The following is a 26,867-nucleotide window of genomic DNA, read 5'->3' as shown; positions in this document are numbered from 1 at the left end:
CGATCGTCCCGTGAAGGCGACCGAACCCTACACGCCGCCGGCGTCCACCACGCTTATCCACGGCAAGAACGGCATCGGCGGCGCAAGCGTGCCCGCCTCGCCGTACGAGCCGGTGGGCGCGACGTCGGCCGATGGCAATGCGGCGGTCGATTACCTGATTGATGCCGCGCGTACCTATGGTCCCGACTTGGTCTATGTGGCGACCGGTCCGCTCTCCAACCTGGCGCTCGCCCTTGAGCGCGACGCGGCGGCGATGATGTCTATCGGCCGCGTGGTGGTGATGGGTGGCGCCCTGACCGTGCCCGGCAACGTGAGCGCCGGTGCCGAGGCCAACATGGCGAGCGACCCCGAGGCCGCTGACGCCGTGCTGCGCTCGGGCCGCAAACTCACCATGGTTGGTCTTGACGTGACGCATCGCGTGGTGCTGACGCGCCGCGACATTGCCGGTTGGACGGGCTCGGGCACCATGGCGGGCTGCGCATTTGCGAGTATGGTCGAGCACTACATTGGCTCGTACGAGATGAACGCACCCTACCTGGGTGGTTGTGCGCTGCACGATCCGTTGGCCGTTGCCGTGGCGATCGACCCCACGCTCGTAGGTGCACTCGGCTGCAATCTGCGTGTTGATCTGCTGGGCGAGTATCGCGGTCGCACCATTTGCGATGAGCACCGCCTGTCCGACCCCGACAAGAGCGCGCTTGTGGCACTCACCGTGGACGCCCCGCGCTTTCTGTCCGAGTTCAAGGCGCGCATGGCCCGCATCCTAGGCTAGGCTCGGGATCGAAGCACGCCCATCTGCTCGATGTGGCCGCTGGCGGGCCGACATCTACCGTTCGCCAGCCCGATGGTCCCCGGGGCGGGGAGAGCGCTATAATGCATTCTGCATCTTGGATTGTTACTCCTGTGTGGAGGCATGCCCAAGAGCAATACAACACGGATTGTTACGTAAGGCATGACCGCAATAGCACTGCTATTGGCTATCATGCCTTTTTCTGTGAGTGTTCTTGAAAGGAGGTTCACCATGCTTGCAATTAAAAAGCTTAACAACAACGCGGTTCTTTGCCGTGACGGACAGGGGCGAGATGTCATCGCCATGGGCAGGGGCGTCGGTTTCGGCGGAGATTTTCCTCGAGAGCTCCCTCTTTCTAAAATCGAGCATACGTTTTACGACATTGATCCTAAAGGACAAGATGTCATGAGGGATCTTCCCTCGGATATCGTGATGTTTGCGGCGAAAGTTATGGACATCGTTGCCAACGAACTGCCCTACGACCTCTCGACCAATGCGACGCTGTTCATGGCTGATCACCTGTCGTTTGCCGTTGCGCGAGCCCAAAAGGGGGTCCGCATCGCGATGCCTCTTGCCTATGAAGTGCGGGAGACGTATCCGAAGGAATACAAGGCTGCCCAGTTTATCGTCATGCGACTCGAGAAGGAGCTCGGAGAGCGGCTTCCCAAGGATGAGATTGCCAGTATTGCGATGAATCTCGTCAATGCGCGGGTTGTTCAGGCCATCGAGACCGCGAGCAAACCCACCAAGCAGTTTGACGATATGCTAGAAGATGTCACTGAGATCGTCGAGAGTGATTTTCGCATCATCGTTGACCGCGATTCCTACGATTTCACTCGCTATGCCACGCATCTGCGGTACCTGTTCAAGCGCATTCAAGCCGGCGAGTCGCTGAACAGCGCCAACATGCAGATGTACAAGAACTTTCGTGAGGAGTTTCCGCAGTTGGCAGAGTGCGTGAAGCATATCGGTTCCTATTGTCGTGAAACGTGGGACGCCACGCTCTCCGAGGAGGAGGAACTCTATCTGATGATCCATCTCAACCGGATCATCTCCAAAAAAGGATTGTAACCCGTAGCCATTCGGGGCATGACCTTTGCCGATTCGAACAGTAAGCCAAGATTGTGCAAAGGAGCCAATGATGGCAAATTACAAAAAGGTGGCAGAGCAGATTCTCTCCACTGTGGGCGGGGCGGAAAACGTGGCTTCGGTTACGCATTGCATGACGCGCCTGCGCTTCAACCTCAAGGATGAAAGCCTCTCGAATGATGAGAAGCTTGAGGACATCTCGTCTATCATCAGCGTCGTGCACGCCGGAGGGCAGGTGCAGCTGGTGGTCGGGCCCACGGTCGACAAGGTCTACGACGAGGTTTGTAAGCAGGGCGGATTCGAGGTCACGGTATCGATTGACGAGGAACTCGATGGCCCTCAGCTTAGCTGGAAGGAGCGCTTGGCGCCCAAGCACCTCTTCAATCAGCTGCTCGATGCCGTGAGCGGCGCTATCACCCCGATCCTTCCGATCTTTTGTGTCGCCGGTATCTTCAAGATGCTCGTTATTCTGTTTGGGCCCGAAGGCGCCGGTTTTATGTCCGAAACGAGCGACCTGTATCGGATCCTTTCCCTGGTGGGCGATGCGGCGTATTACTACTTCCCGGTGTTTGCCGCCTATAGCTCGGCTAAGAAGTTCAAAACGAGTCCTGTGCTGGCACTGCTCATCGCTGTTGTGATGATTTATCCCGACATGCTCGCTATTGTTGAGGACGGAAAGCCTTTCAGCGTCTTCGGCATCCCCATGCAGCTCGTCAACTACACCCAGGCTGTTCTTCCGGTCATCTTGATCACCTGGGCCCAGTCCTATGTTGAGCGCTTCTTTAAGAAGATCTCGCCTGATATGTTGCGCATTCTGATCGTACCCGTGGGTACGGTGCTCGTGATGTTGCCGGTCGCGCTGTGCCTCTGCGGCCCTGCCGTCCAATTTGTCATGGGCCTTGTGGCCGATTTCATCATTTGGCTCGCCTCTGTTGCCGGTCCCGCTGCGACCGCGGTTATCGGCGCATTCTGGAATCTGATCATCGCCACCGGCATGCACGTGCCGATCTATACCGCCATATTGCCCGCCGCGCTCCAGAACGGTTACGACGCCATCTTATACCCCGGCACCGCGGTTGTAGCCTACACCACGCTTGCCATCGCGCTCGCCTATGGCCTGCGCGCTAAGGGCAAGGAGAGTCGAGCCACGGGCTGGAACTTGTTCATCACCTATGCCTTCGGTCGCGTGAGTGAGCCCATCATCTACGGCATCCTGTTTCGCGACAAGAAGGCTCTTGCCTGGAACATGATTGGTGGTGCTGTCGGTGGTCTGCTGGTAAGCCTTCTTCATGCCAACGTCTATATCTTCACTGGCGTTGGTTTCCCATGGATGAACGTGCTCATGTTTGCTCAGGATATCATCCCTGGCACCATCGGGTGTCTTGCTGGCGGTGCCGTGACGTTTGCGTTGGCGATGATTTTTGGATTTGAAGGACAGGAGAAGATGCCGTTGAAGTCCAAGAGCGGCGATTCTGAGGCCGTTGAATCCGTCGAGGCATAAGAGGCTACTACACAAATATGCTCCCCAGCCGTTGCGCGGTCCGACCCCTTGGCCGCGCAACGGTACTGTGCTGTTGCGCGGCACTTGCCGAGTCCGTTGCGTTCGACAGTGTGGGCCGGGAATTTGATAGAAAGGACGACACCATAATGTTTAGAGAAGATTTTTTATGGGGCGGGGCTCTGGCTGCAAACCAGTGCGAGGGAGGATGGAACGAAGGCGGTCGCGGTTTAGCCAATTCCGACATGCTGCCGTTTGGCGATCAACGCATGGACGTCATGCGGGGAGACCTTGATCCGCGTGCGTTGGCACCCGACAGCTTCTATCCCGCTCGCAAGGGCATTGATTTTTACCATAGGTACAAGCAGGATATTGAACTGTTTGCCCAGATGGGTTTTAAATGCCTGCGCTTATCAATCGCCTGGAGCCGCATTTTTCCCAAAGGAGACGAAGCCGAGCCCAATGAAGAAGGCCTTGCCTTTTACGAGGATGTTTTTAGGACGTGTCGCGCGCATGACATTGAGCCTTTGGTGACGCTCAACCACTATGATGTCCCCATGCATCTCGTCGATGCGTATGGCGGATGGCGCGATCGCAGGTTGGTCGACCTGTTCGAGCGATATTCGCGTACCGTGTTCGAGCGCTATCGGGGATTGGTCAATTATTGGCTGACCTTTAACGAGATCAACATCATGACGCAGGCGTGCTTTATGGCGGCGGGGATCATCTTCGAGCAAGGGGAGAATCGCTATGCAACGGTTCACACGGCCGTGCACCATGTATTGGTTGCGAGCGCCCGTGCGGTCGGGGCGTGTCATGAACTGTGCCCTGGGGCGAAGATCGGTTGCATGCTCAACGCAGGTGTCTTCTATCCGGCTACATGTGATCCGGACGATGTGCTGGCTGCGCAGGCTGAGAATCGCAGCCATTACATGTTTACCGACGTCCAGGTGCGCGGTGCGTACCCGAGCTATGTTCTCAAGGAATACGCCCGCCATGGTTTTGAGGTGCCCTATCGGGATGATGACCGCGAAGTACTGGCTGCAAACCTGGTCGATTTCGTCTCGTTTTCGTATTACTCGACGCGCGTCGCAAAAGCGCATGCGGAAGGTCAGTTCGATTCGAACCTTCTTCGCTCGGCGCCTAATCCGTATCTAAAACAGGAGCCTTGGGGGAGGTTTATCGACCCCAAAGGGCTGCGCGTCACCATGAATGAAATCTGGGATCGCTATCAAAAGCCGCTGTTCATCGTCGAAAACGGTTTGGGTGCTCCTGATGTGCCGGAAGATTCGGGTGAAATAGAAGACGACTATCGAGTTGAATACCTGCGGGCCCACATCGAGGCGATGAGGGAGACCGTCGAGCTCGACGGGGTGGAACTCATGGGATATACCTGTTGGGGCCCGATCGATTTGGTTTCGGTCGCCACAGGACAGATGCGTAAGCGCTACGGGTTTATCTATGTCGATCGAGACGATAGCGGTGCGGGCTCGTTTGAGAGACGTAAAAAGAAAAGCTTCGAATGGTACCGACGCGTAATAGCAAGCAATGGCGAAGACCTTGCGTAATAACGTTAAGATGGACAAATGCGCCCGTTGGGGGAATAGTCGTGCCACTTCGCTTGACAACAGGCTAAACTAGCTATTAAACATTTACTATTCTGTTTAGATTGAATTTGCGGTCGTTTATTTGCCGAGCCATCGAGTTGCGATGCTCCGCCACGGCCGTTGCTAGGGGGAACAATGGCCAAAGCAAGTGTTCGCGAGATCAGCCGCATCACCGGTTTTTCGCCTGCGACCGTGTCCAACGCGCTCAACCGCAAGCGCAGCGTGAGTGAGGAGACCGCCAAGGTCATCCTGGAGTGCGCGCAATCGCTTGGCTACCAGCAGTCGACGCAGCTCGAGAGCATTCAGTTTGTGCTCGCGTGCAAGACGGGCGCCATTTTGGACGAGAGCACCTTTCATCCCGCGGTTATTGAGGGCGTGGAGCGCCAGGCGCGTCGTCACGGTATGAGCACGAGCTTTGTCTCGCTCGACTTTAGCGACTTGGACGCCGTGCGTCCGCAGGTCGAGGGCCTGATCGCCGATCCATCCGCCGCTATCGTGCTGATGGGTACCGAGCTGGGTGAGGAAGACTATGCCTTGTTCGCCAACGCTGCCGCCCACTTGATCGTGCTCGATGGCTGGAGCGATCGTCAGTACTTCGATGCCGTAGTCATTGCCAACACCGACTCGGTGCTGCGCGCCGTGGACTACCTTATCGAGAAGGGTCACAAGCAAATCGGCTATCTGGCAGGCGACCTTCGCATCCGCAACTTTAAGGATCGCGAGCGCGGCTATCGCCAAGCGCTTGAGGATGCGGACCTTGAGGCCAACCCGACATGGCGCGTCACACTGGGCACCACGCTCGAAGGTGCTTATCGCGACATGGGCGCATGGCTCGACAGCGTCTCGCGCGACGACCTGCCGACGGCTTTCTTTGCCGAAAACGACGTGCTCGCCGTAGGCGCCATGCGCGCGCTGAACGAGCACGGCATACGTGTCCCCGAGGATGTCTCAATCATCGGCTTTGACGATCTGTCTTTGGGCGCCTTCTCCAATCCGCCGCTCACCACGGTGCACGTTCCCAAGCACGAGGTGGGCGAGATCGCGGTGCGCCGCCTGGTGGGCAACATCCGCAATCCCAAGAGCTATACCTGCAAGACGGCCGTGTCGACCTATTTTGTCGAGCGCCAAAGCGTGCGCGAAATCTAGGCAAAGGCAACGCTAGGCCGTAGGGAGGCAAAGCTCGCTAAGGCAGCCATACATAACGCTACTAAGAGAGGGTCCTTCGGGGCCCTCTTTTTGATGCCCTTGTATGTTCAGTTTGTTTACATACCGTTTAGGCTGATTTCTCTACCGTCTACGGGTATTTCGCGTTAAACTTCTAAACAGTAGAGTAAAACATTTAGTAAACAGAACAAAACGAAACATGCGTCTGTTTACTGAACATGTGATTAGGGGAGGACGTACATGGACAAGATCAAGCTCGGCTTTGTGCCCACGCGCCGCAGTATCTTTAGCGCGCCGGACGCAATCAAGTATCGCGGCCTGACGGCTGATCGCCTGCGCGAGATCGGCGTCGACATCGTGGATATCGACGACATCAATGACGAGGGCCTGCTGTTCGACGACAGCCATATCGAGCCTATCGTGAAGAAGTTCCGCGCCGAGGGCGTCGATGGCATTATGCTGTGCCACGCCAACTTTGGCACCGAGTACGTTTGCGCTCGCCTTGCCCGCGAGCTCGGTCTACCCGTACTGCTGTGGGGTCCGCGCGACGAGCGCCCCGAGCCCGACGGCACACGCCTGCGCGATAGCCAGTGCGGCCTGTTCGCCACCGGCAAGGTCCTGTGCCGCTTCCAGGTTCCCTTCACCTACATGACCAACTGCCGCCTGACCGACCCCGAGTTCGAGCGCGGCGTTTGGGACTTTTTGGCCGTTTGCAACGTGGTCAAGACCTTCAAGCACACCCGCATCCTGCAGATGGCCACCCGTCCATTCGACTTCTGGTCGACCATGTGCAACGAGGGCGAGCTGCTCGAGAAGTTCAACATCCAGCTTTCGCCTATCCCCATGACCGAACTTGTCCAGGCTGTGCGCGACGCCCAGGCCGACGAGCAGGCCATGGCCGCCATGCTTGCCCACATCAACGACAGCTTTGAGATCTGCATCCCCGAGGACAAGGTCCCCGCGGTCGCCGGTCTTGCCATCGCCATGAAGCGCTTGGTCGAGAAGTATGGCTGCAACGCCGGTGCCATTCAGTGCTGGAACGCTCTGCAGGACGAGCTGGGCATTATGCCCTGCGCCGCCAACGCCATCCTCAACGAGATGGGCATTCCTATCGTATGCGAGACCGATATCCACGGCGCCATCACCGCGCTGATGGTCGAGGCCGCCGACCTGGGCCGTCACCGCGGCATGTTCGCCGACTGGACCGTGCGCCATCCCGATAACGAGAACGGCGAGCTGCTGCAGCATTGCGGCCCCTGGCCCTGCAGCTGCGCGGCCGTCAAGCCCAAGCTCACCTACCCGCTGGCTTTCGATCACCCCGACGCGCTGACGGCCGAGGCCAAGCACGGCGACCTCACCCTTGCCCGCTTTGACGGTGACAACGGCGAGTACTCGCTGCTACTGGGCAACGCCCGCGGCATCGACGGCCCGGCCGGCATGGGCATCTACCTGTGGGTCGAGGTCGACAACCTCAAGCGCCTCGAAGCCAAGATCGTCGAGGGCCCCTACATCCACCACTGCGTCGCTATTCACGCCAACGTGGTGCCGGTGCTCTACGAGGCGTGCAAGTACATCGGCATTGCCCCCGACCTGTACGACCCCATCGAAGAAGACGTTAAAGCCTACCTGCGAGGAGAGTAGAAATGGCAACTATCGAAGAGCTTGAGTCCCTGCGTTGGGACCTTCGCCGCGATTGCGTCGATATCATCATGGCTGGCGCCGGCGGCCACATCGGCGGCGACATGTCGGTGATCGACGCCCTCATGACCCTCTATGCCAACCACCTCAACATTTCGCCCGAGACCGTCGACGATCCCAACCGCGACCGCTTCGTGCTTTCCAAGGGCCACGCCATGGAAGCCTACTACGCGGTGCTCTGCCACGAGGGCTATCTTGACCTCGACGACGTCAAGGCCCGCTTCTCCAAGTTCGGCAGCCCCTACATCGGCCACCCCAACAACAAGCTCAAGGGCATCGAAATGAACTCGGGCTCGCTGGGTCACGGCCTGCCCGTGGCCGTGGGCATGGCGCTCGCCGGCAAGATGGACGGCCGCGATTACCGCGTCTACACCATCATGGGCGATGGTGAGCTTGCCGAGGGCTCGGTCTGGGAGGGCGCCATGAGCGGCGGCAACTACCAGCTCGATAATCTGTGCGCGCTCGTGGACCGCAACCGCCTGCAGATCAGCGGCAGCACCGAGGACGTTATGAAGCAGGACTCGCAGGAGGAGCGCTGGGCCGCCTTCGGCTGGAACGTGCTCTCTATTCCGGGCAACGACGTCCGGGCCATCGACGCCGCGCTGACGCTTGCGGCCGAGACCTGCGGCAAGCCCACGGTCATCATCCTCAACACGGTGAAGGGCTACGGCTCGCCCGTTATGGAGGACAAGGCCGCCTGGCATCATCACCTGCCTAACGATGAGGAATATGCCCAGATCATCGCCGATTTCGCTGCCCATAAGGAGGCCATCAATGGCTAACAAGATCGCCAATCGCAAGGTTATCTGCGACACGCTGCTCGAGGCCGCGAAGACCGATAAGGATATCGTCGTCCTGTGCTCCGATTCCCGCGGCTCCGCATCGCTCACGCCGTTCTTTGATCAGTATCCCCAGCAGTCCGTCGAGGTCGGCATTGCCGAGCAGGACCTGGTGAGCATCGCCGCCGGCATGGCTTCGTGCGGCAAGAAGGCCTGGGCCGCCTCGCCGGCGTCCTTTGTGACCACGCGCTCGTATGAGCAGTGCAAGGTCGACGTCTCGTACTCCAACACCAACGTCAAGCTCATCGGCATCTCGGGCGGCGTGTCCTACGGCGCCTTGGGCATGAGCCATCACTCCGCGCAGGATATCGCCGCCATGAGCGCGATTCCCAACATGCGCGTGTATCTGCCGAGCGACCGCTTCCAGACCGCCGAGCTCGTGCGGGCCCTGGTCGCCGACAACAAGCCGGCCTACATCCGCGTGGGCCGCAACCCGGTCGAGGACGTGTACGCCGAGGGCGAGTGCCCGTTCCAGATGGATCGCGCCACCTGGGTACGCCGCGGCACCGATGTAACGCTCGTCGCTACCGGCGAGATGGTCCGCCATGCCGTGGACGCTGCCGACCTGCTGGCCGAGCAGGGCATCTCGGCAACGGTGCTCGACATGTACTGCGTCAAGCCGCTTGACGCCGAGGCCGTGATTGAGGCTGCCGGTGCCACGCGCGCCGTCGTGACTGTCGAGGAGCACAGTCCCTTCGGCGGCTTGGGCTCTATGGTCGCGCAGGTGGTGGGCGAGCATTGCCCGCGTCCGGTCAAGTGCCTCTCCCTGCCCGACGCGCCGGTCATCACCGGCACGAGCCCCGAGGTCTTTGCACACTACGGCCTGACGGGTGCCGGAATCGCGCAGACCGTCGCCGAATTCCTGCCCACAGAGTAACTGGAATGTGACAAAGGGACCGTCCCTTTGTCACATTCGTTTTGAAAGGGGTGGCCATGGGCCGCTACATCATCGGAATCGATCAGTCCACGCAGGGCACCAAGGCGCTGCTGGTAGACGAGGGCGGCCATCTGATTCATCGTGCCGACCGCTCGCATCGCCAGATTGTCAACGAAGCCGGCTGGGTGAGCCATGATCCGGCCGAGATTGCCACCAATGTGCTGGCCGTGGCGCGTGCCGTGGTGGAGGAGACCGGGGTCAATCCGGCCGACGTCGCCGGCATCGGCATCTCCAACCAGCGCGAGACCACCGTTGCATGGAACCGCACGACGGGCGAGCCGCTGTGCGACGCCGTGGTGTGGCAGTGCGCCCGCGCCCGCGAGCTGTGCGACGAGTTGACCGCGCGCGAGGGTGTGGCCGAGCTGGTGCGCGACACGACGGGTCTGGTGCTCTCGCCCTACTATCCGGCGGGCAAGATGGCCTGGATCCTTGCGAACGTTCCCGCTGCTGCCGAGGCCGCGGCGGCAGGCGAGCTGTGCCTGGGCACCATCGATGCCTGGGTGGTCTGGACGCTCACGGGCGGCGCGGAGTTTCGCTGCGACTGGTCCAATGCCAGCCGCACGCAGCTCTTTGACCTGCGCCGTGGCTGCTGGAGCGAGCCGGTGTGCGAGGCCTTTGGCGTCGACGTGGCCTGCCTGCCGCAGGTGACCGATTCCGATGGCCTGTTCGGCATGACGGATCTGGGCGGCTTTTTGCCAGCGCCCGTGCCCATTCACGGCGTGCTGGGCGACAGCCACGCGGCCTTGTTCGCGCAGGGCTGCCACAGCCGCGGTATGGCCAAGGCGACCTATGGCACCGGCAGCTCGGTCATGATGAACGTCGGCGACGAGTTCGTTGCCAGCTCGCACGGGCTTTCGAGCTCGCTCGCATGGCGTATGGACGGCGTGACCGAGTACGTGCTCGAGGGCAACGTGAGCTACGCCGGTGCTGTCAAGACGTGGCTGCGCGACGATCTGGAGCTCATCAATAACCCCGAGGAAGTTACCGACCTGTGCTACGCTGCCAATCCGGCGAGCCGCGTCTACTTTGTGCCGGCGTTTACCGGTTTGGGCGCGCCGCACTGGGCGAGTGACGCCGAGGGCTGCGTCTTTGGCATGACGCGTACCACGGGTCGCGCGGAGTTCGTGAAGGCCGCCGACGAGTCGATCGCCTATCAGATCTTTGACGTGATCGATGCGATGGTCGAGGATTCGGGCGCGGTGCTGTCCGAGCTTCGCGTTGACGGTGGTCCCACGCGCGATGCGTACCTGATGCAGTTTGAGAGCGACTTGGTTGGCTCGCCTATCCGCATCGCGAGCAACGACGAGATGAGCGGCCTGGGTGCGGCCTGGGCCTGCGGCATTGCGCTGGGCATGTACACGCGCGATGTCGTCGACGTCTATGGGGCCCGCGGCATCGTGGAGCCTGCCATGACCGCCGACGAGCGCGCCAAAAAGATCGCCGGCTGGCGCCACGCCGTGAAATCAACGATTGCCTACACAGCCTAGAATGGTTTTTCTGGGACGGGGATTAAAAAATCATTGGTCCTCGTCCCAGGTAGTCAATTTGGGATGGGGCTTTTTTGACTGGTATGATTGGTGCGACCATTCGAACCAGCTAAAAGAGCCCCGTCCCAAATTGACTACCGAGAGGATCTGCTATGGAGCGCATTGCGAGCTTTTCCGTTGACCATCTGCTGCTTGAGCCCGGCGTGTATGTGAGCCGCATCGACCGCGATCCGGCAACCGGTGCTGCCGTCACCACGTTTGACCTGCGCCTGACCACGCCCAACAAGGAGCCGGTCATGAACACCGCCGAGTGCCACACCATTGAGCACCTGGGCGCGACGTTCCTTCGCAATCATGCCGAGTGGTCGAGCCGTATTGTCTACTTTGGGCCCATGGGCTGCCGCACGGGCTTTTACCTCGTCGTGTTTGGCGAGGTGACGAGCGAGGAGATTCTGCCGCTCGTGCGTGAGCTGTTCGAGTTTGTCGCCGGCTTTGAGGGCGATGTCCCCGGTGCCGCTCCCGAGGAGTGCGGCAACTACCTGGACCAAAACCTCCCCATGGCAAACTGGCTCGCACGCCGCTATCTCGACCGTGACCTGGCCGATATCGATGAGAAGCACCTGCACTATCAGCAGGCTTAAGGGCTTTATCGTCCAAAACGCGCGCATTGGACGCCTTCGCTTATGCGGGGGCGCCTTTTTGTTTATTGGTCGGGACGAGCGTTCAAAATCGCTCATGTTTGTTCTAGAATGTTCGTATAGTCACATTTACGAACAGGAGTGAACATGCATATCTACTCTGTCAATGATCCCGAGTTCAAGCCCTATGGCAACGTTTGGGATGACGTTCCGTCCGAGCTCACGTCGCCCGTGCTCGAGGCGCTTTCTGCCACGCCCATTCCCGAGGGCAGCAAGTACGTAGCAAGTGCGCCGGAGCTCGAGGGCGTCAAGGATGCCGATAAACTGGGCTTTCTCATGTTTGGCGGTCGTCCCTTCCAGCTGGGCTGGTGCAACGGCCACAATACACGACTTAACTGCCTGGAGTATCATCGCGCCAGCGAATTCAACCTGGGCGCTCGCGACTTTATCCTGCTTGTGGCGCATCGCTGGGAGATCGAGGGCGGCAAGCTCGATACCGCTCAGGTCAAGGCGTTCCGCGTGCCGGCGGGCAAGGTCGTCGAGGTCTTCAACACCACGCTCCACTACACGCCATGCATGGTTGACGACGGTGGCTTCCAGGTGATGGTGGCGCTGCCGGCGGGTACCAACGGCCCACGCCCCGGGGCTGCGGCCGACATGCCCGCGGCCGGCGACAGCTACTGCTACTGGAAGGCCGACAAGTGGGTTCTCTGCCATGCTGACAGCCCCAAGGCAGCCGAAGGCGGCTACGTGGGCCTCATCGGAAAGAACCTCGACATCACCGTGGACTAGAATCTTCTGTCTCAATCTGTAACACCTAGCGGGCTAGATCGTCTCTACCTGTTACAGATTTAGACAAACTGCAGGGGACAGGCCGAACAATCTCAATCTGTAACACCAGGCCCGATTTTGGCTGTCAAACTGTTACAGATTGAGACAAACCGGGCCCAAGCCACCACAAAGGTGCCTGTCCCCTTTGTGGCGGCTTGGACAGGCGGGTATCAAAAAGTGTCAGACGGGGCGGCTGCCGGGCACCTGCGCGCGAAAAGAAGTATCGGCCTGCGCCGTTGCCGTTGAGCGGTACCCCGTTTGCAGGGATACTGAGCTTATGACAACAGCGTGCGAAAGGATTGATGCATGGCTTTCCGTAATGACTTCCTGTGGGGCGGCGCGACGGCTGCCAACCAGTGCGAGGGCGCCTATAACGTGGACGGCCGCGGCCTTGCCAACGTGGACGTGGCTCCGCACGGCCCCGAGCGCTATGCGGTGGTCTCCGGCCAGCGTAAGATGCTCGACTTCGAGGACGGCTATTACTATCCCGCGCAGACCGGCATCGATTTCTACCACCATTACAAGGAGGACATCGCTCTCTTTGCCGAGATGGGCTTTAAGACCTTCCGTATGAGCCTGGCTTGGACCCGCATCTTCCCCAACGGCGACGAGACCGAGCCCAACGAGGCTGGCCTGGCCTTCTACGAGGATGTGTTCCGCGAGTGCCAGGCGCACGGCATCGAGCCGCTCGTGACTATCACGCACTTCGACTGCCCGATTCATCTCATCAAGGAGTACGGCGGCTGGCGCAACCGCAAGCTCATCGACTTCTACAAGAATCTCGCGACCACGATCTTTACCCGCTACAAGGGCCTGGTGAAGTACTGGCTCACCTTTAACGAGATCAATATGATCTTGCACCTGCCGTTTATGGGTGCCGGCCTGGTCTTTGAGGAGGGCGAGAACAAGGAGGCCGTCGAGTACCTGGCCGCCCACAACGAGCTCGTCGCCAGCGCTTGGGCAACCAAGATTGCTTACGAGATCGACCCCGAGATCAAGATCGGCTGCATGCTCGCCGCAGGTAGCTACTACCCCTACAGCTGCCGTCCGGGCGATGTACGCCAGGCGCAGCTCGATAACCAGGACAACTACTTCTTCGTCGACGTCCAGAGCCGCGGCTACTATCCGGCCTATGCCGTCAAGAAGCTCGAGCGTCTAGGCATCGATGTGGGCATGACCGACGAGGACCGCGAGATCCTGGCCGCTAACACCGTCGACTTCATCAGCTTTAGCTATTACAGCACCCGTTGCTCCGCCAGTGCCGATAACCCCGATGTCGAGCGCACCCAGGGCAACGCCTTTGCCGGTGCCAAGAATCCCTACCTGCAGGAGAGCCAGTGGGGCTGGGCCATCGATCCGCTGGGCTTCCGCATCACCCTTAACGACCTGTACGACCGTTATCAGAAGCCGCTGTTTGTGGTCGAGAACGGTCTGGGCGCCAAGGATGTTGTCGAGGAGGATGGCTCCATCAACGACGACTACCGTATCGACTATCTGCGCCAGCACATCGCCGCGATGCGCGACGCGGTGACCGAGGACGGCGTTGACCTGCTGGGCTACACCACCTGGGGCCCGATCGACCTGGTGTCTGCCGGCACGGGCGAGATGTCCAAGCGCTACGGCTTTATCTACGTCGATCGCGACGATGCAGGCAACGGCACCCTCAAGCGCTCCAAGAAGAAGAGCTTCGACTGGTACAAGAAGGTTATTGCTTCTAATGGTGAGGACCTTTCCTAAGGAAGCTGAGACACTCAACTTCATAGCCTCCTAACCAAGGCGCCCGGCGAGTATGTGCTCGCCGGGCGCCTTGCCGTCTGCGGATTTTGGGACATGCGGCCCGCTTTTTCGGCCCATCTGTCGGTACACTAAAGGGACTATGGGTACCCGCGAGCGACATATCGGCCACGCGGCCGCCCGGACCGCGCCGGTTGCGGATCCCAGGGGTGGCAGGCTCTTCGCCATGCCGCGATTCCTTGTTGGCATAACACATCAGGTGTACCGTCACCGCGTCTTTGCTATCGCCGGCGCCATCACCGCGCTGTTCCTCATGCTTTTGGCAGTCTTGCCGGCGCTGTTCGCCTTCGACCCCAAACTTTCTAACGCCGTGCCCGCCTATAGCGAGGTGTCCGAAGAGGTCGTGGATGCGCTCGTCCATTCGAGCTCTCTGCCGCTGCTTGTCGCCGCAATTGTATTTTCGATCTGGGGCGTATCGGTCTATCTGCGCTGTTTGGACTATGTGCTGCGTCGGCGCCTTGTGGCCATCGCCGCCATCTGCGCCCTATGGATGATCGAGGTCATTCTCAAGTACAAGTCGTTCACGCCGTTCTATGCCACCGTGCTGTGGTACCTGTACTACGTGCCCATGACGCTTATTCCGCTGCTCTATCAGCTCTGCGGCCTGCGCCTTGCGGGCCTGGAGCAACACCGCCTGGGTCGCCGCTACTGCGCTGCGCTGTGGATTGCGGCCATCCTGCTTATCGGATTTGTGCTCACCAACGATTTTCACCAGCAGGTCTTCCACTTTGACCGTACAAGCGACACCTGGAGCAACGATTACACGTACGGCTGGGGTTATTTCGCCGTCCTCGTGTGGACGGCCTTTGACTTCGTGGCCTTTTTTATCCTGGTTGGTCGGTCCTCGTCCTTTCGCATCCAGCGTTTCTCGGGCACGGCGGCGCTCGTACTGCTGGGTGGCGCATTCTTTGCCATCTCGTATGCGTTGCGTGTGCCCTGGGCATGGAGGCTCAATTTTTCGCTCGTCTATTGCATCCTGTGCGTGGTGGCGATGGAAATCTGTCTCGATTGCGGTGTCATTCCGTCGTATCACGACATCGCCGGCATCTTCGACACCTTGCCGCTCGACCTCAAAGTTCTAACGCGCGACCTGCAGGAGGTCTATGCCACGCCGGTGTCAAAGCCAATGCCGGTAGGCGTGCGTGAGGAGTTGCGGACCCAGGAGCACGGCCGCGCCCATGCCTTTGCCGTGGCGTCCGATCCCGATGTGATGTACCGTGCCTTTCCACTGCTGGGCGGATCGGCCCTGCTTGCCCAAGACGTGTCGGAGCTCAACGAGCTTAACCGTGAACTGGCACATCGTCGCATGGAGCTGCAGCGTCAAAACGAGCTACTCGCCGCCGACTACGACCTTAAGACGCATTTGGCAGATCAAGAGGCCGAGACCTTGCTGGTCCAAGACGTGGACCAGGCGCTTGCCCGCGCACTCGAAGGGGTGTACGACCTGCTGAGCTCGCTGCCGCCGTTGACCGATGAAGTATCTTCGCACGAGCGCTACCGCATGCTGCAGCGCGCCAAGATGCTCGTCGCCTATTGCAAGCGCAAGGGGTCGCTCACGTTGGCGCAGCACGGGGAGAGCGGTTTTGACCGCGACCGTATTCAGCTCATTGCCAACGAGCTCGCAAGCGACCTGCGCACCATCGATATCGATTGCGCCTCGATTATCGCCATACGGCGCCCGATGCACGCCAGTACGGTAAGCGCCCTGTACGACTGCGTGTATGACTTTGCGTTTTTTGCCTACACCACCGATCATCCGGCGCTTATGTATCACCTGAGTGACCATGATCGGTGCAGCGTCGAGTTGCGTGCCACGCTTTTCTCCAACGACGAGGAGGATCTTTCGCAGACACCCGCTGCGCAAGAGCTCGAAAGCGCTTTGCAAGGGCGCAACGTGGCATACCGCCTTGAGGGCGAGCCCGGCCAGCTGCGCATGATCGTCTTGATGCCGAGGGCGGGTGAGTGACGATGCAGATTTCGCTCATTCTTCCCCAAATCGTTGCGCTCGATGTTGTCTTTGCCCTGGCTGCGTGTCTGCAGACGATCCACGTCCCGCTCATCGCATCGCGCCGCTCGTCCTATAACCGTAAGGTGATTTGCGCCTACGAGGCGAGCCTCGTGCTTCACCTGGTGGTTTCGGCGCTTATCCTGTTCGCGTCGTCTGGCTCGTATCTGGTGGCGCCGCTTGACGTTTGCGCCAGGGCAATGGGCGGAGTGCTGTGGCTCAATGCCGCAATCTTTGCCTATGGCGTGGTGCTTATGGTGCACTATCGTCGCCCCGTCATGCTGGTCGAGCTGCTGCTTGTTGTCACCGTTACACCGCCGGTGGTTTTTGCCATGGGCTCGGCGTGGACCGTTGTCCTTATCGCAGAGGGAGCGTTCTTCCTGTTCCGTTCCATCGCGGCGCTCTTGATGGACGTCCGTAACCGCCAGGAGGATATCACCGCGTTCTCGACGATCGAGACCATCAACGTGATTCCCGTGGGCATCCTGTATCTGGACCCGAGGGGCCGTCCGCTGCTCATGAACCGCTGCATGCGCAAAAACCTGGTGGAACTTCATATGCCCACCGATCTAGGTGACATGAGCGACACATGGAACGACTTGCGCAAACTTAGCATGCAAATGCCCGAAAGCAGTAGGAACCGTGTGCGGATTAACTTGGATCGTTTTGGTGATGCTCGCGCGGTGATCGAGATTTCTCCCGCCGAGATTCGCCTATTTGTGCACGACGAGGTTATGGTTTCGGGCCGCCTCTTTGAGCGCATTATCGGACTGGACGTGACGGAATACGCACACGCCTACGACCGCTTGGCGCAAGCAAACCACCTACTTGAGCTTGCGGGCCAAGAGCTCCAGTCCCAGATTGAAGAAGTCAAAAAAGTTGCTGACAATGCGGCCTATCTGCGTATGCGCGCTCGCGTGCACGACGTGATCGGGCAGCGCCTGTCCATCCTCCATCGTTATCTGGAGGAGGGGCGCCTGGATGACGAGTCGCTCGAGCAGATCGACCCACTGCTGCGCTCAATCGCTGCCGATCTGCGCAGCGGGGGCGACACCGAACCGGCAGAGCAACTGGGTGATATCGTCCATGCCTTTGGCCTGGTAAGCGTGCAGATCGATGTGGAGGGCGAGCTGCCAAGCGACGCGCGCGTCGCCGCAGCCTTTCTGCAGATTATCCGCGAGGCCTCGACCAATGCCACCAAGCATGCACAGGCCCATCAGGTCCATGTGCGCCTGCGGCAGGAGACGTCGGAAAACGGCGCTGTTGCGCGGATGGCCGTGTCTAACGACGGCGCGCCTGCACCCGTATCGTATCGCGAGGGAACGGGTATCCCAGGTATGAGGCATGTCGCACAGAATCTGGGCGGCAGCCTGGAAGTCCACACCGCCCCGCCCTTCACGCTTACGGTGTCCATCCCGCTTGCCTCCAACGCCACGGTCCAAAGGAGAAGTTCATGATCCGCGTCCTTATAGTCGAAGACCAGGCCATCCTGCGCGAGAGCCTGGCGCGCTCCGTTGGCGACCAGCCCGATATGACCGTTGTTTCCGCCATTGCCGATGCTTCCGAGGCCTTGGGTGTCGCGCTCAAGGAGCGCCCGGACATGATACTGATGGACGTATGCACCGAGCATGATTCCAACGGCATCGTGGCGGCGGCGCGCATCAAGGAGCAGCTGCCCGAGTGCCGCATCATTATCATGACCGGCATGCCCGAGATTACCTTTGTCGATCAGGCCCGCGAGGCGGGCGTCGACAGCTTTGTGTACAAGAACGTCGGTATCGACGAGCTGTTCGCCGTGATGCGCTCCACGCTGGCGGGCTATTGCACGTTTCCCAAGCCGCCCGAAAGTATTTTTTCGGGTACGGCGGCACTCGACGATGTCGAGCTGTCGATTTTGCGCCTTGCCTGCGAGGGCAAAAGCCGCCGCGAGATCGCGGCCGAGCTGTTTATGAGTGAGGGCACCATCAAGCGTCGCATCTCGGAGATCCTGAGCAAGACCGGCTACGACAACATCATGCGCTTGGCCGTGCGCGCAGTAACGGAGGGCAGCATCGTTCCCAACATGGAGCGCTAGCGCTCGTTACGCATCGGCATAAAAACGACGGGGCCGCAGGATCAACTCCTGCGGCCCCGCCTGACATGTGCGCGGATGTATCCGCCAATCCGCGGCCGTCGATGTCTGCCGTTACGCGATGGTCGCGGTGTAGGAAGCGACGTCCTCGTAGGAATCGGTCAGGTAGGCATCGATGCCGATGGTCGTGTTGACGAGGTCGTCAAGGCTATCGAGTGTGCCGTTCGAGAAGGTGAACTCTTCGGTGGCGTTGGTGCCGGGCATCAGGTGGGCCGAGAACCAGGCTTCCTTCATGGTGCCGTTGACGTTGGTCTTGCCGGTGGGGGCGTAGAAGGTCAGGTCCTTGTCGCTCTTGTTGACGATGTTGACGACAAAGCCGATGTCGCCCCAGTCGTCCTGGAACTTCTCGGTGATGGTGATGGTGCACAGGTCGTCATCGGCGACGGTGACGGCGGGGGAGATTTCGACGCTCTGGACATCGTCGTCTTCGACGGCCTCATCGATCTCCTCTTCCTTCTCGGCCGCCTCGCGATCCTTCTTCACCGTACCGGACAGGTCCTTGTCGGACTTGGTGAAGATGAGCTTGTCGCCGTCCACCTCCAGGACGAGCTTGTCGTCCTTGAGCTTCAGATCGTGCGACTCATCTTCGGCGGTGATCGTTACGGTGGTGGCGTCCTTGGCTTCCCATTTCAGGTCGGCGACCTCAAGGAACATATCGAGGACGCCTGTGCCGTCCTCGTCGAGGATCAGGACGCAGTTGAGGCCCCACTCCTTGAGCATATCCATGTACTCATCGGTGAGCTCTTCGCCATCCAAGGTTCCACCCGAGTACTGCCAGCTGCCGACGAAGTTGGCCTTGGGGTCTTTGCCGCCGCCGCTGCAGCCCGTCAGGGCAAAGGCGAGCGCCAGGACGCATGTCAGAAATGCGAGTACGGACTTTTTGAACGTTGTCTTCATGGTGTCCTCCTTCATCGAACGAAACCCATAGAAGCAAATGCGGGGGTGGCGGATCCCCCGCCAATTACCAGATAGAGGGGCTAGGGCCGGGGCGTTCCGCAGTTGCTGCAGAACTTGCCGCCGTTTTCGCTGCCGCAGTTGGGGCAGAACCACTTTGCCGGTGCCGGGGCGGGTGCGGGACTGCCGCACTCGGAGCAGAACTTGCCGGTGTTGGTGGCGCCGCAGCTGCAAGTCCACGTGCCGGCCGCAGGTGCGGCGGCGGGAGCCGGTGCGGGGGCGGGAGCCGGAGCCGGCTGCGGGGCGGCCTGCTGCTGTGCCTGGCCGGCGGCGAACAGCTGGCTGGCGTTCATGCCGCCCATGCCACCTGCCATGCCCATGCCCATAAAGCCTGCCATCGCGCCGTTGGGGTTGGCGGCTGCCGCGCGCATCGCATCGCTCTGGGCGCTGGCGATGTTGGCTGCCGCCATGGTGGGATCGCGCATGACCGCGGCTTTCTGCAGGTCCTTGATCATCTGCTCGTCTTCTTGCGAGGCGGCGATGGAGTTGACGCCAAAGCTTACGATCTCAACGCCGCGCAGGTCACGCCAGTCGGCAGAGAGGACCTCGTTGAGCGCGCGGGCGAGCTCGGTGGTGTGACCGGGGATGGCGCTGTAACGGATGCCCATCTCCGAGATCTTGGCAAAGGCGGGCTGCAGGGCGGTGAGCAGCTCGGACTTAAGCTGGCTGTCGATCTTATCGCGCGTGTAGCTATCGGTCACGTTGCCGCACACGTTGGTGTAGAACAGCAGCGGGTTGGTGATACGGTACGAATACTCGCCGTTGCAGCGCACGGAGATGTCAACGTCGAGGCCAATGTTGTTGTCGACCACGCGGAAGGGCACGGGCGAGGCGGTGCCGTACTTGTTGCCGATAATCTCCTTGGTGTTGATGAAGTAGACGCGCTGGTCCTTGCCCGCATCGCCGCCAAAGGTAAAGCGGCTGCCGATATTGGCGAAGGTCTCCTTGATGGAGTCGCCCAGATTGCCGCTAAAGACGCTCGGCTCGCTGCCGGTGTCAAAGACAAACTCGCCGGGCTCCAGCGCGACCTCGATGATCTTGCCGTTTTGCACCACGAGCATGCCCTGGCCATCGTTGACGGCGATGACGGAGCCGTTTGAGATGACGTTGTCCTCGCCGCGCGTGTTGGAGCTGCGGCCACCGGTGCGCTTGACGCCCTTGCAGGCCAAGACGTCAGCAGGCATCGATTCGCAATAGATAAATTCCTTCCACTGGTCGGCCATGACGCCGCCGGCAGCTCCCAATCCAGCTTTCAAGAGTCCCATGGTGATTTTCCTTTCTCGTCAAAGGTCGGGTGGTATTGGTCAGAATGGCTAATCGTCCTTGTTGTCCTTCATGACGACCGAGGTCTCGGTATGGCTAAAGGTGTCGTGCTTCTCGGTCAGGTCGAGCTCGCCACAGTAGCAATCGGCGTGGGTGGCCTCGTTGGCCGTCTTGAGCTGGCCCACCAGCAGCACGTCTGCGATGACCACGATGATCAGCGGCGCGACGATGTTGATGAGGATGCCCTCGATATCAAAGGTGAGGTAATCCGGATCGAAGGCGTTCTCACCCATGAAGAGGATCTGGGAGAGGACAAATCCGATCACAAAGAACAGCACCGAGGCGATAGCGAGCTTGGGCTTGGAGCAAGGAAGCTCGCCGACCAAGCGGCCGGTCTGGCCGTTCATGGCAAACAGGTAGCTCTTGCCGTTCCACGAGGTGGAAAGCATCCACACGGGGAACAGGGCATAGTCGCTGTCTTCCCAGGTGTAGTCGAGCTGCTTGCTTTCGACCGTGGCATCGTCGTATTCGTCGACGACGGTCTCGCGCAGGGCCGAGATCGTGCTTTCTTCCATACGGCGCTCGGCGCGCGCCTTGCAGGTCTCGCAGTCCTCGTCGTAACGGTTGGCGATGTAGCCGGGCATATATGCGACCGAGAACGGACGCAGTGCGTCGTAGTCAAACGGCTCGATGGCGTCCATGTGGCCGTCGGGCATCTTGGACGATCCGTCGACGGGCACGCGCTTAAACGAGATATTGCCCTTGCGATAGGCATCGTAGTGGTCGGTGGTCGTGACGGTGCGGTCGGATTCCTCGGTCACGGTCTCGTTGGTCGCGTCAAAGTACACTTCGCCGTCAACGCGGGCACCGTAGAGCCAAAACGGCACGTAGACACCTTGGACCTCGTCGATGTGGCTGCCGGTGACAAAGCTCTTGGGCAGCAAGATCTTGCCCTTGTAGTGTTCCTTGAGTGCGGCCGTGACGTCATCGCGCCCGAGCTTAAATGGAATCACCAGGTCGGGCGAGAAGTCGCCCGAAAGCTGACCGGGCGCTACGGCGGAGTTGCCGCAGTACGGGCAGGTGGTGACAGCGACGGTGCCGTCGGACACGAGCTCGGCGCCGCACGACGAGCAGATGTAGCCGGCGTTTTGGGCGAGCTCCTGCACCGCGTCGTCGGCGACGGGCTTTGGCGTTGCGGCTGCGGCATCGGCTTTGGCGTCTGCCTTGTCCTGGCGCTCGCGATAGAGGGCCTCGACTTCTTCGACTTCAAAACGAGAATCGCAGTAGTCGCAGACGAGCTTTTGCTCGGCGCTTGCAAAATGCAAGGGGCCACCGCAGGCAGGGCACTGATAGTTAACGCTCTCGAAGGCCATGATCGGTCCTTTCGCTGCCGGAGGCTATGCGCCGATGGCGCCGCCGCAGTATTCGCAGCGCCCACTGGCATCGGGAATGGTGGTGGCTCCGCAGAAGGGGCAGGTGACCGCGGTCTTGGGAGCCTTGGCGGCCACGACACTGTCGCGCGTTTCCTGGCGCAGCTGCACCAGCGCATCGCGGACTTCGGTTGCCTGGCGCTTGGCCTCGCGGTATTCGATGGAGCCGCGCTGATCGATGGTGGAGTCGTTCACGCGCAGGTTGATCTCGGTAAAGTACGGCGTGTTGACGTGGATGGTCAGATTAAAGTCGTAATCCAGGTCGTAGCGCGGCGGGTTGTAGCTCTCGCGCTCGCCGTCCTTGGTCTCGCGATAGATCTCGGTGCGCTGCTCGTCGATATCCATATCGCAGCCGAGTACCTGCGAGAACTCGATGATGTCGGGATTGGCGTCGCGCCAGCGGCTCTGCGAAGTGATGATCAGCAGGCCCGCGTCCTCATCGAGCATAATATTGGTGCGCCCGGCAGAAAGCGTGCGCGTGGGGTTGAACGAAGACAGGCGCTCGGCGTTGGCCTCGCGGTAGGCGAGTTGCTCACGGATATCGTCCGCGGTGCTGGAGCGATAGCCGTGAAAGTAGGGGGAGAGCTTGCCGGCGCACTCTTTGCACAGGTAGCCTTCATTGATTTTTGTCTTACCTAGAAGTCCCAGCTCGGTACCGCAAATCGCGCACTCTTTCTTCTCGAACATCTTGTCAAAGAAGCCCATGGCTGCCTCCCATCAACTGGTAGCGTGTGTCACTTTTGATGATGGGGGAGTGCGCGATCCTTCGCGATACCCAGACGGCTCAAGGAGTCTCCACAACTGGGACACATGGCCCATTTTGACTAGTCGTTGGGGACGTTCTTCGGCCACTCATTGGGGACGTACTTAAATGAGTGGTAGTTGGAGACACTCCTGGCCGAGCTAGAGATCGCGCGCGTCCCTTCTGGTCCATGCGGCTCAAAATCGCGGCGTGATGTGGACGGCTGGGGTCGAATTGGCAGCATTTCGAGCCTGGCTTCGATATTGAGACTGGTTCTTTATTAAAATAGATTTCCAGACAATTGAGCGGCTGGGGGTTAACCATGAGGGGCATGGGAGATACAACCGTATATTTGCGTCGGGGCATTCGGGAGATTATATGCCTGGCGCTGTTCTTCTTCACGTTTTTGGCGTGCGAGTATCTTTTTGATGTGCGCATGGCCGAGTTCGTGTCTCCGAACGAGGTCGTTATTTATGAGAGCCTTGTCATCGGCGCGAGCGTGATTGGCTTTTTTGTGCGTCCCATTCTGTACTATCGCCGTCCCCATGCTATCGACGCAACGAGTGACGTCACGGGCGTTTTGCTGGTGGCGGCATTGCTGCTGTTGATTATGGCGGTTCAGGTTGAGGTGGTAATTGCCGGCGGTTTGGTGCCGTGCTGCGCGCTGGGCTACTGCGGATCGACTGCTCATGCAAATTTTGCGAGGCGCTTTGCGCGAACGCCCTGCTTGGCGCGCGCCGCCGCACTTTCTTACGCCATGGGCGTTCTGGTGCAGGTGCTCAACCACATGGTGATGCCTGTCGGCATTCCTCAGCAGGCTGTTCTGGTCGTCTGTGCGATCGCGCAGGTGGCGTTGCTCCACGGTGCCCGACGCGCCAAGCTGCGCGACGAGTCCGATCCCAACTTTGAACCCAGTGCTGCCGGGCTTTCGGTAGATGCTCTGGAATATGGCGCCAAGTGGCATGACGATCCCGAGGCAAAGGCGGCATTCCGTCGCGCCGTAGTTCGCCTGACCGTGGCGACGGCGTATCTTTCCAGCGTATTCGCCGCTCTCAACGCGGGCTTCACGACCCTGCATGCTGTCGGAGCCGTCGATTTGGGCGATTGGCCGCGCCTGCTGCTTGTCGTGAGCTCGTTGGTCGCTGGCGCACTATTTGACCTGCACGGCCGCTCGTATATGAATATCGGCATGACATGTGCCGCCATACTGTCCACGCTTTCGTTCTTTGTGCTCATCGTCGATGGCAATGGCGGCAACGAGCTTGCTGCCACGACCATCTTTTATCTGGGCTCGGGCTTTTTCGTGGTGTTCTTTACCACATACTATGCCGCCGTCTCGCTCTATGCGCGCTGGTCATATTTTTGGCCGTGCATGGGTCGCGTCGTCAACAACGTGTGCTCGATGTTCGTGACGGCGCCGGCAGTGGCGATTATCTCGAGTCAAAATGTGCTGGCTGCGGTCGGTGCGGCGCTCGTGATGTTTGTGGGCATTGCGATTACGCTGCTGGGGCAGTTGGGGCAACGAGCCGATGATGCCGTGATGCAGGATGGCCTGCCGCTTGCCACCGACGATCTTGGTGGGGATCTTGCGCCCACATGCTCCGACCCCGAGCCCGTGGAGGCAGCGGAGCTCACGTCCGATGAACGCCTTGATGCCTTCGTCGCCACCTTTGGGCTTACAGAGCGCGAGCGCGATATTCTTGAGGTCTTGGTCGTTTCGGACCAGAGCGTTCAGGACATCGCCACAACGCTCTTTCTTTCGCGCTCCACGCTCTATCGCCACATTTCCTCGATCAACAAAAAGACCGGTACCGCCTCGCGCGTGGCCCTCATCAACTTCTTCTGGTCCTGGACACCCAAGGACTAGCTAATCTCCCAATAAGTTGCGGTGGAATAGTCCCTAAATTAAAGTCACGGGGCTTTAAACAGGAACTATTTCACCGCAACTGCTGGGGGGGGATAGACTGCGGCGGCAGAGGCAACGGCAGCGGCGTTGGCAGCTGTGGTAGTGGCAACGGCAGCTGGCAGGGTGTTTTCCGTCTACTTGCTACAGCAGCTCGCCGTGGCGGGCAATGTAGCGGCGCTTCGCCAGCTGGGTGAGCGCGATATAGGCGGTAACGATGCCAATGAGCAGCCCAAAAAAGCTCGTGGGCAGCGGCATGAGGCCGAGCGCATCGGCGATGGGGCTTGCCGGCAGCCAGGTGACGAGCGCCAGGCCCAGCACGGTAAGAACGCACAATGCGGGCGCGGCGTGGTCGCGCGGGCTCGGCAGATGCGGGGAGCGCAACATGTGGACCACGAGTGTCTGCGACCACATGGACTCGACAAACCAGCCGCTCTGGAAGAGCGCAGCAAAGGTCGCCATACCCGCGACGTCGCCCGCGGCGGCAAGCTCGGACCAGCTTGCGTCCACGGCGGCGGGGCACACGACAAAGAAGAGCGCGGCGAAGGTCACGATGTCAAACAGCGAGCTCACGGGGCCCAGCTCGAGCATAAAGCCCTTGATGGACGCGGCGTCCCAGGCACGCGGGCGGGCAGTCCAGGCGTCATCGACGGTGTCCCACGGCAGTGCGATGCACACGATCTCGTAGACCAGCGACAGCAGTACCAGCTGCAGGGCGCTCATGGGCAAAAACGGCAAGAACAGGCTCGCGACGGTCACGGACAGCACATTGCCAAAGTTGGAGCTCACCGTGGTCTTGAGGTACTTGAGCAGGTTGCCGTAAGTGCGGCGGCCTTCGATGATGCCGCGCTCGAGCACGCCCAAGTCCTTCTGAAGCAAGATGATATCGGCGGATTCCTTGGCAATATCGACGGCCGAATCGACCGAGATGCCGCAATCGCTCGCACGCATGGCGGCGGCGTCGTTGATGCCGTCGCCCATAAAGCCCACGGTGTGGCCGAGCATCTCGCGCATGACACGTACCAGGCGCGCCTTCTGCAGCGGCGAGAGCTTGGCGAAGAGGTGGGTTTTCTCGGCGCGCTCGGCAAGTTCGGCGTCATCGAGCGCATCGATCTCGGAGCCGAGCAAGACGTTGCTCGCATCGATACCAATCTGCTCGCAGACGGTGGCGGCGACGCGGTCGTTGTCGCCGGTTAGGACCTTGACCGCCACGCCCTTGGCCTCGAGGGTGGCGACGGCGCCCGCAGCACTTGCTTTGGGCGGATCGAGGAAGGCCAAAAAGCCCATCAGCACCATGTCGCACTCGTCGGCGATGCCAAACTCGCCCACGCAGCGCGGATTGGTCTTCTGCGCCACGGCAATTACGCGTAGGCCCTCGGCGTTAAGTCCGGCGATCTGCTTGCGAATCTGGGCGAGCTTCTCGTCGGTGAGCGGCTGAGCGATGCCATCGATCTCGACAAAGGAGCAGATCTCGAGCATTTCCTCGGCAGCGCCCTTGGTAACCATCTGGGTTTTGCCTTGGGCGTCGGCGACAACTACGCTCAGGCGACGGCGCGAGAAATCGAAGGGAACCTCGTCGACCTTGGTATAGCGGTCGCGCAGACTCTGGCCCAGCATAGAATCGGGCACGACGGCCGAGGGCGTCACATCGGCACGGTCGATTACGGCCAGGTCGATAAGATTTTTGAGGCCGGTCTGGAAGAAGCTGTTCAAAAACGCATGGCGCAGCACGCGCGCGTCCTCGTTGCCATCGGTGTTGAGGTAGCGCTCGAGCACGATGCGGTCTTCGGTGAGGGTGCCGGTCTTGTCGCAGCACAGGACGTCCATCGCTCCGAGGTTTTGAATCGCCGGCAGCTCCTTGACGATAACCTGGCGACGGGCGAGGTCCTTGGCGCCCTGCGACAGGCTCGTGGTCACGATGACGGGAAGCATCTGCGGCGTGATGCCCACGGCCACGCTCGTGGCGAACAGCAGCGCGTCGATGACGTTGCCCTTGGTGGCGGCGTTGATGGCAAAGACGGCCGGCGCCATAACGAGCATCAGGCGCACCAGCAGCATGGAGACGCT

The 26,867-nt window shown here is 60.2% G+C and carries 21 protein-coding genes; 16 read left to right on the top strand and 5 right to left on the bottom strand.

The genetic code is table 11. From position 1 onward, the window contains the following. The 15 genes from AB5758_RS06785 to AB5758_RS06715 form a co-directional block, all read left to right on the top strand. A partial coding sequence (locus AB5758_RS06785; protein ID WP_368155451.1) for a nucleoside hydrolase occupies positions 1-772 on the top strand: 772 nt, incomplete at its 5' end. Positions 773-1,021: 249 nt separating this feature from the next. Continuing rightward, positions 1,022-1,861 carry a PRD domain-containing protein gene (locus AB5758_RS06780; RefSeq protein ID WP_231500758.1) on the top strand — a complete coding sequence of 280 codons (840 nt, stop codon included), beginning with the start codon at positions 1,022-1,024 and terminating at the stop codon, positions 1,859-1,861. Positions 1,862-1,931: 70 nt separating this feature from the next. Next, positions 1,932-3,380 carry a PTS transporter subunit EIIC gene (locus tag AB5758_RS06775; protein ID WP_271740368.1) on the top strand — a complete coding sequence of 483 codons (1,449 nt, stop codon included), beginning with the start codon at positions 1,932-1,934 and terminating at the stop codon, positions 3,378-3,380. A 146-nt stretch (positions 3,381-3,526) separates the two neighbouring features. Further along, positions 3,527-4,945: a 6-phospho-beta-glucosidase gene (locus tag AB5758_RS06770; protein ID WP_164473267.1), complete on the top strand. Its 1,419-nt coding sequence runs from the start codon at positions 3,527-3,529 to the stop codon at positions 4,943-4,945. A 174-nt stretch (positions 4,946-5,119) separates the two neighbouring features. Continuing rightward, the gene (locus AB5758_RS06765; protein WP_368141291.1) at positions 5,120-6,130 is read left to right on the top strand and encodes a LacI family DNA-binding transcriptional regulator; all 1,011 of its coding nucleotides are present in this window, start codon (positions 5,120-5,122) and stop codon (positions 6,128-6,130) included. 258 nt (positions 6,131-6,388) lie between these two features. Next, positions 6,389-7,789 carry an L-fucose/L-arabinose isomerase family protein gene (locus tag AB5758_RS06760; protein WP_368141290.1) on the top strand — a complete coding sequence of 467 codons (1,401 nt, stop codon included), beginning with the start codon at positions 6,389-6,391 and terminating at the stop codon, positions 7,787-7,789. A 2-nt stretch (positions 7,790-7,791) separates the two neighbouring features. Beyond that, entirely contained in the window at positions 7,792-8,628 is an 837-nt protein-coding gene (locus AB5758_RS06755; RefSeq protein ID WP_199576976.1) for a transketolase, read from the top strand. Then, entirely contained in the window at positions 8,621-9,562 is a 942-nt protein-coding gene (locus tag AB5758_RS06750; protein ID WP_329738858.1) for a transketolase family protein, read from the top strand. Before AB5758_RS06755 ends, AB5758_RS06750 begins: the two co-directional genes overlap by 8 nt. Positions 9,563-9,618: 56 nt before the next feature. Further along, entirely contained in the window at positions 9,619-11,109 is a 1,491-nt protein-coding gene (locus AB5758_RS06745; RefSeq protein WP_329738859.1) for an FGGY family carbohydrate kinase, read from the top strand. 152 nt (positions 11,110-11,261) lie between these two features. Then, a complete protein-coding gene (locus tag AB5758_RS06740) occupies positions 11,262-11,750 on the top strand; it encodes an S-ribosylhomocysteine lyase (RefSeq protein ID WP_117770240.1) in 489 nt (162 codons plus the stop codon). 144 nt (positions 11,751-11,894) lie between these two features. After that, positions 11,895-12,539 (top strand): DUF4867 family protein, encoded by a 645-nt coding sequence (locus AB5758_RS06735; protein WP_368141289.1) that lies wholly within the window; start codon positions 11,895-11,897, stop codon positions 12,537-12,539. Between the two features lie 345 nt (positions 12,540-12,884). Then, positions 12,885-14,315 carry a 6-phospho-beta-glucosidase gene (locus AB5758_RS06730; RefSeq protein ID WP_368141288.1) on the top strand — a complete coding sequence of 477 codons (1,431 nt, stop codon included), beginning with the start codon at positions 12,885-12,887 and terminating at the stop codon, positions 14,313-14,315. Between the two features lie 223 nt (positions 14,316-14,538). Beyond that, positions 14,539-16,338, top strand: a complete 1,800-nt coding sequence (locus tag AB5758_RS06725) for a histidine kinase N-terminal 7TM domain-containing protein (protein WP_368141287.1) — start codon at positions 14,539-14,541, stop codon at positions 16,336-16,338. A gap of 2 nt (positions 16,339-16,340) precedes the next feature. Further along, positions 16,341-17,834 (top strand): sensor histidine kinase, encoded by a 1,494-nt coding sequence (locus AB5758_RS06720; RefSeq protein WP_368141304.1) that lies wholly within the window; start codon positions 16,341-16,343, stop codon positions 17,832-17,834. Then, positions 17,831-18,451: a response regulator transcription factor gene (locus tag AB5758_RS06715; RefSeq protein ID WP_368141286.1), complete on the top strand. Its 621-nt coding sequence runs from the start codon at positions 17,831-17,833 to the stop codon at positions 18,449-18,451. The genes AB5758_RS06720 and AB5758_RS06715 overlap by 4 nt, the downstream gene beginning before the upstream one ends. A 111-nt stretch (positions 18,452-18,562) precedes the next feature. Here the strand turns inward: AB5758_RS06715 and AB5758_RS06710 are convergent, their stop codons facing one another. From AB5758_RS06710 to AB5758_RS06695, 4 genes are all read right to left on the bottom strand, one after another. Next, positions 18,563-19,405: a hypothetical protein gene (locus AB5758_RS06710; protein WP_368141285.1), complete on the bottom strand. Its 843-nt coding sequence runs from the start codon at positions 19,403-19,405 to the stop codon at positions 18,563-18,565. An 80-nt stretch (positions 19,406-19,485) separates the two neighbouring features. Then, positions 19,486-20,727, bottom strand: coding sequence for an SPFH domain-containing protein (locus AB5758_RS06705; RefSeq protein WP_368141284.1), 1,242 nt, complete (start codon positions 20,725-20,727; stop codon positions 19,486-19,488). A 48-nt stretch (positions 20,728-20,775) separates the two neighbouring features. Continuing rightward, positions 20,776-22,098: a hypothetical protein gene (locus AB5758_RS06700; RefSeq protein ID WP_368152454.1), complete on the bottom strand. Its 1,323-nt coding sequence runs from the start codon at positions 22,096-22,098 to the stop codon at positions 20,776-20,778. Positions 22,099-22,122: 24 nt separating this feature from the next. Beyond that, positions 22,123-22,860, bottom strand: a complete 738-nt coding sequence (locus tag AB5758_RS06695; protein WP_055310636.1) for a DUF4428 domain-containing protein — start codon at positions 22,858-22,860, stop codon at positions 22,123-22,125. A gap of 473 nt (positions 22,861-23,333) precedes the next feature. Between AB5758_RS06695 and AB5758_RS06690 the strand changes: the two genes are divergently transcribed. After that, positions 23,334-24,764: a helix-turn-helix transcriptional regulator gene (locus AB5758_RS06690; protein ID WP_368155450.1), complete on the top strand. Its 1,431-nt coding sequence runs from the start codon at positions 23,334-23,336 to the stop codon at positions 24,762-24,764. Positions 24,765-24,944: 180 nt separating this feature from the next. On the opposite strand, the gene mgtA is transcribed toward AB5758_RS06690, so the two are convergent. Then, positions 24,945-26,867: magnesium-translocating P-type ATPase (mgtA, locus tag AB5758_RS06685; RefSeq protein WP_368155449.1), on the bottom strand; the 1,923-nt coding region annotated here is incomplete at its 5' end.

It is taken from the genome of Collinsella aerofaciens (assembly GCF_040926405.1).
Classification (GTDB): domain Bacteria; phylum Actinomycetota; class Coriobacteriia; order Coriobacteriales; family Coriobacteriaceae; genus Collinsella.
This window is presented reverse-complemented; position numbering and strand designations above follow the sequence as displayed.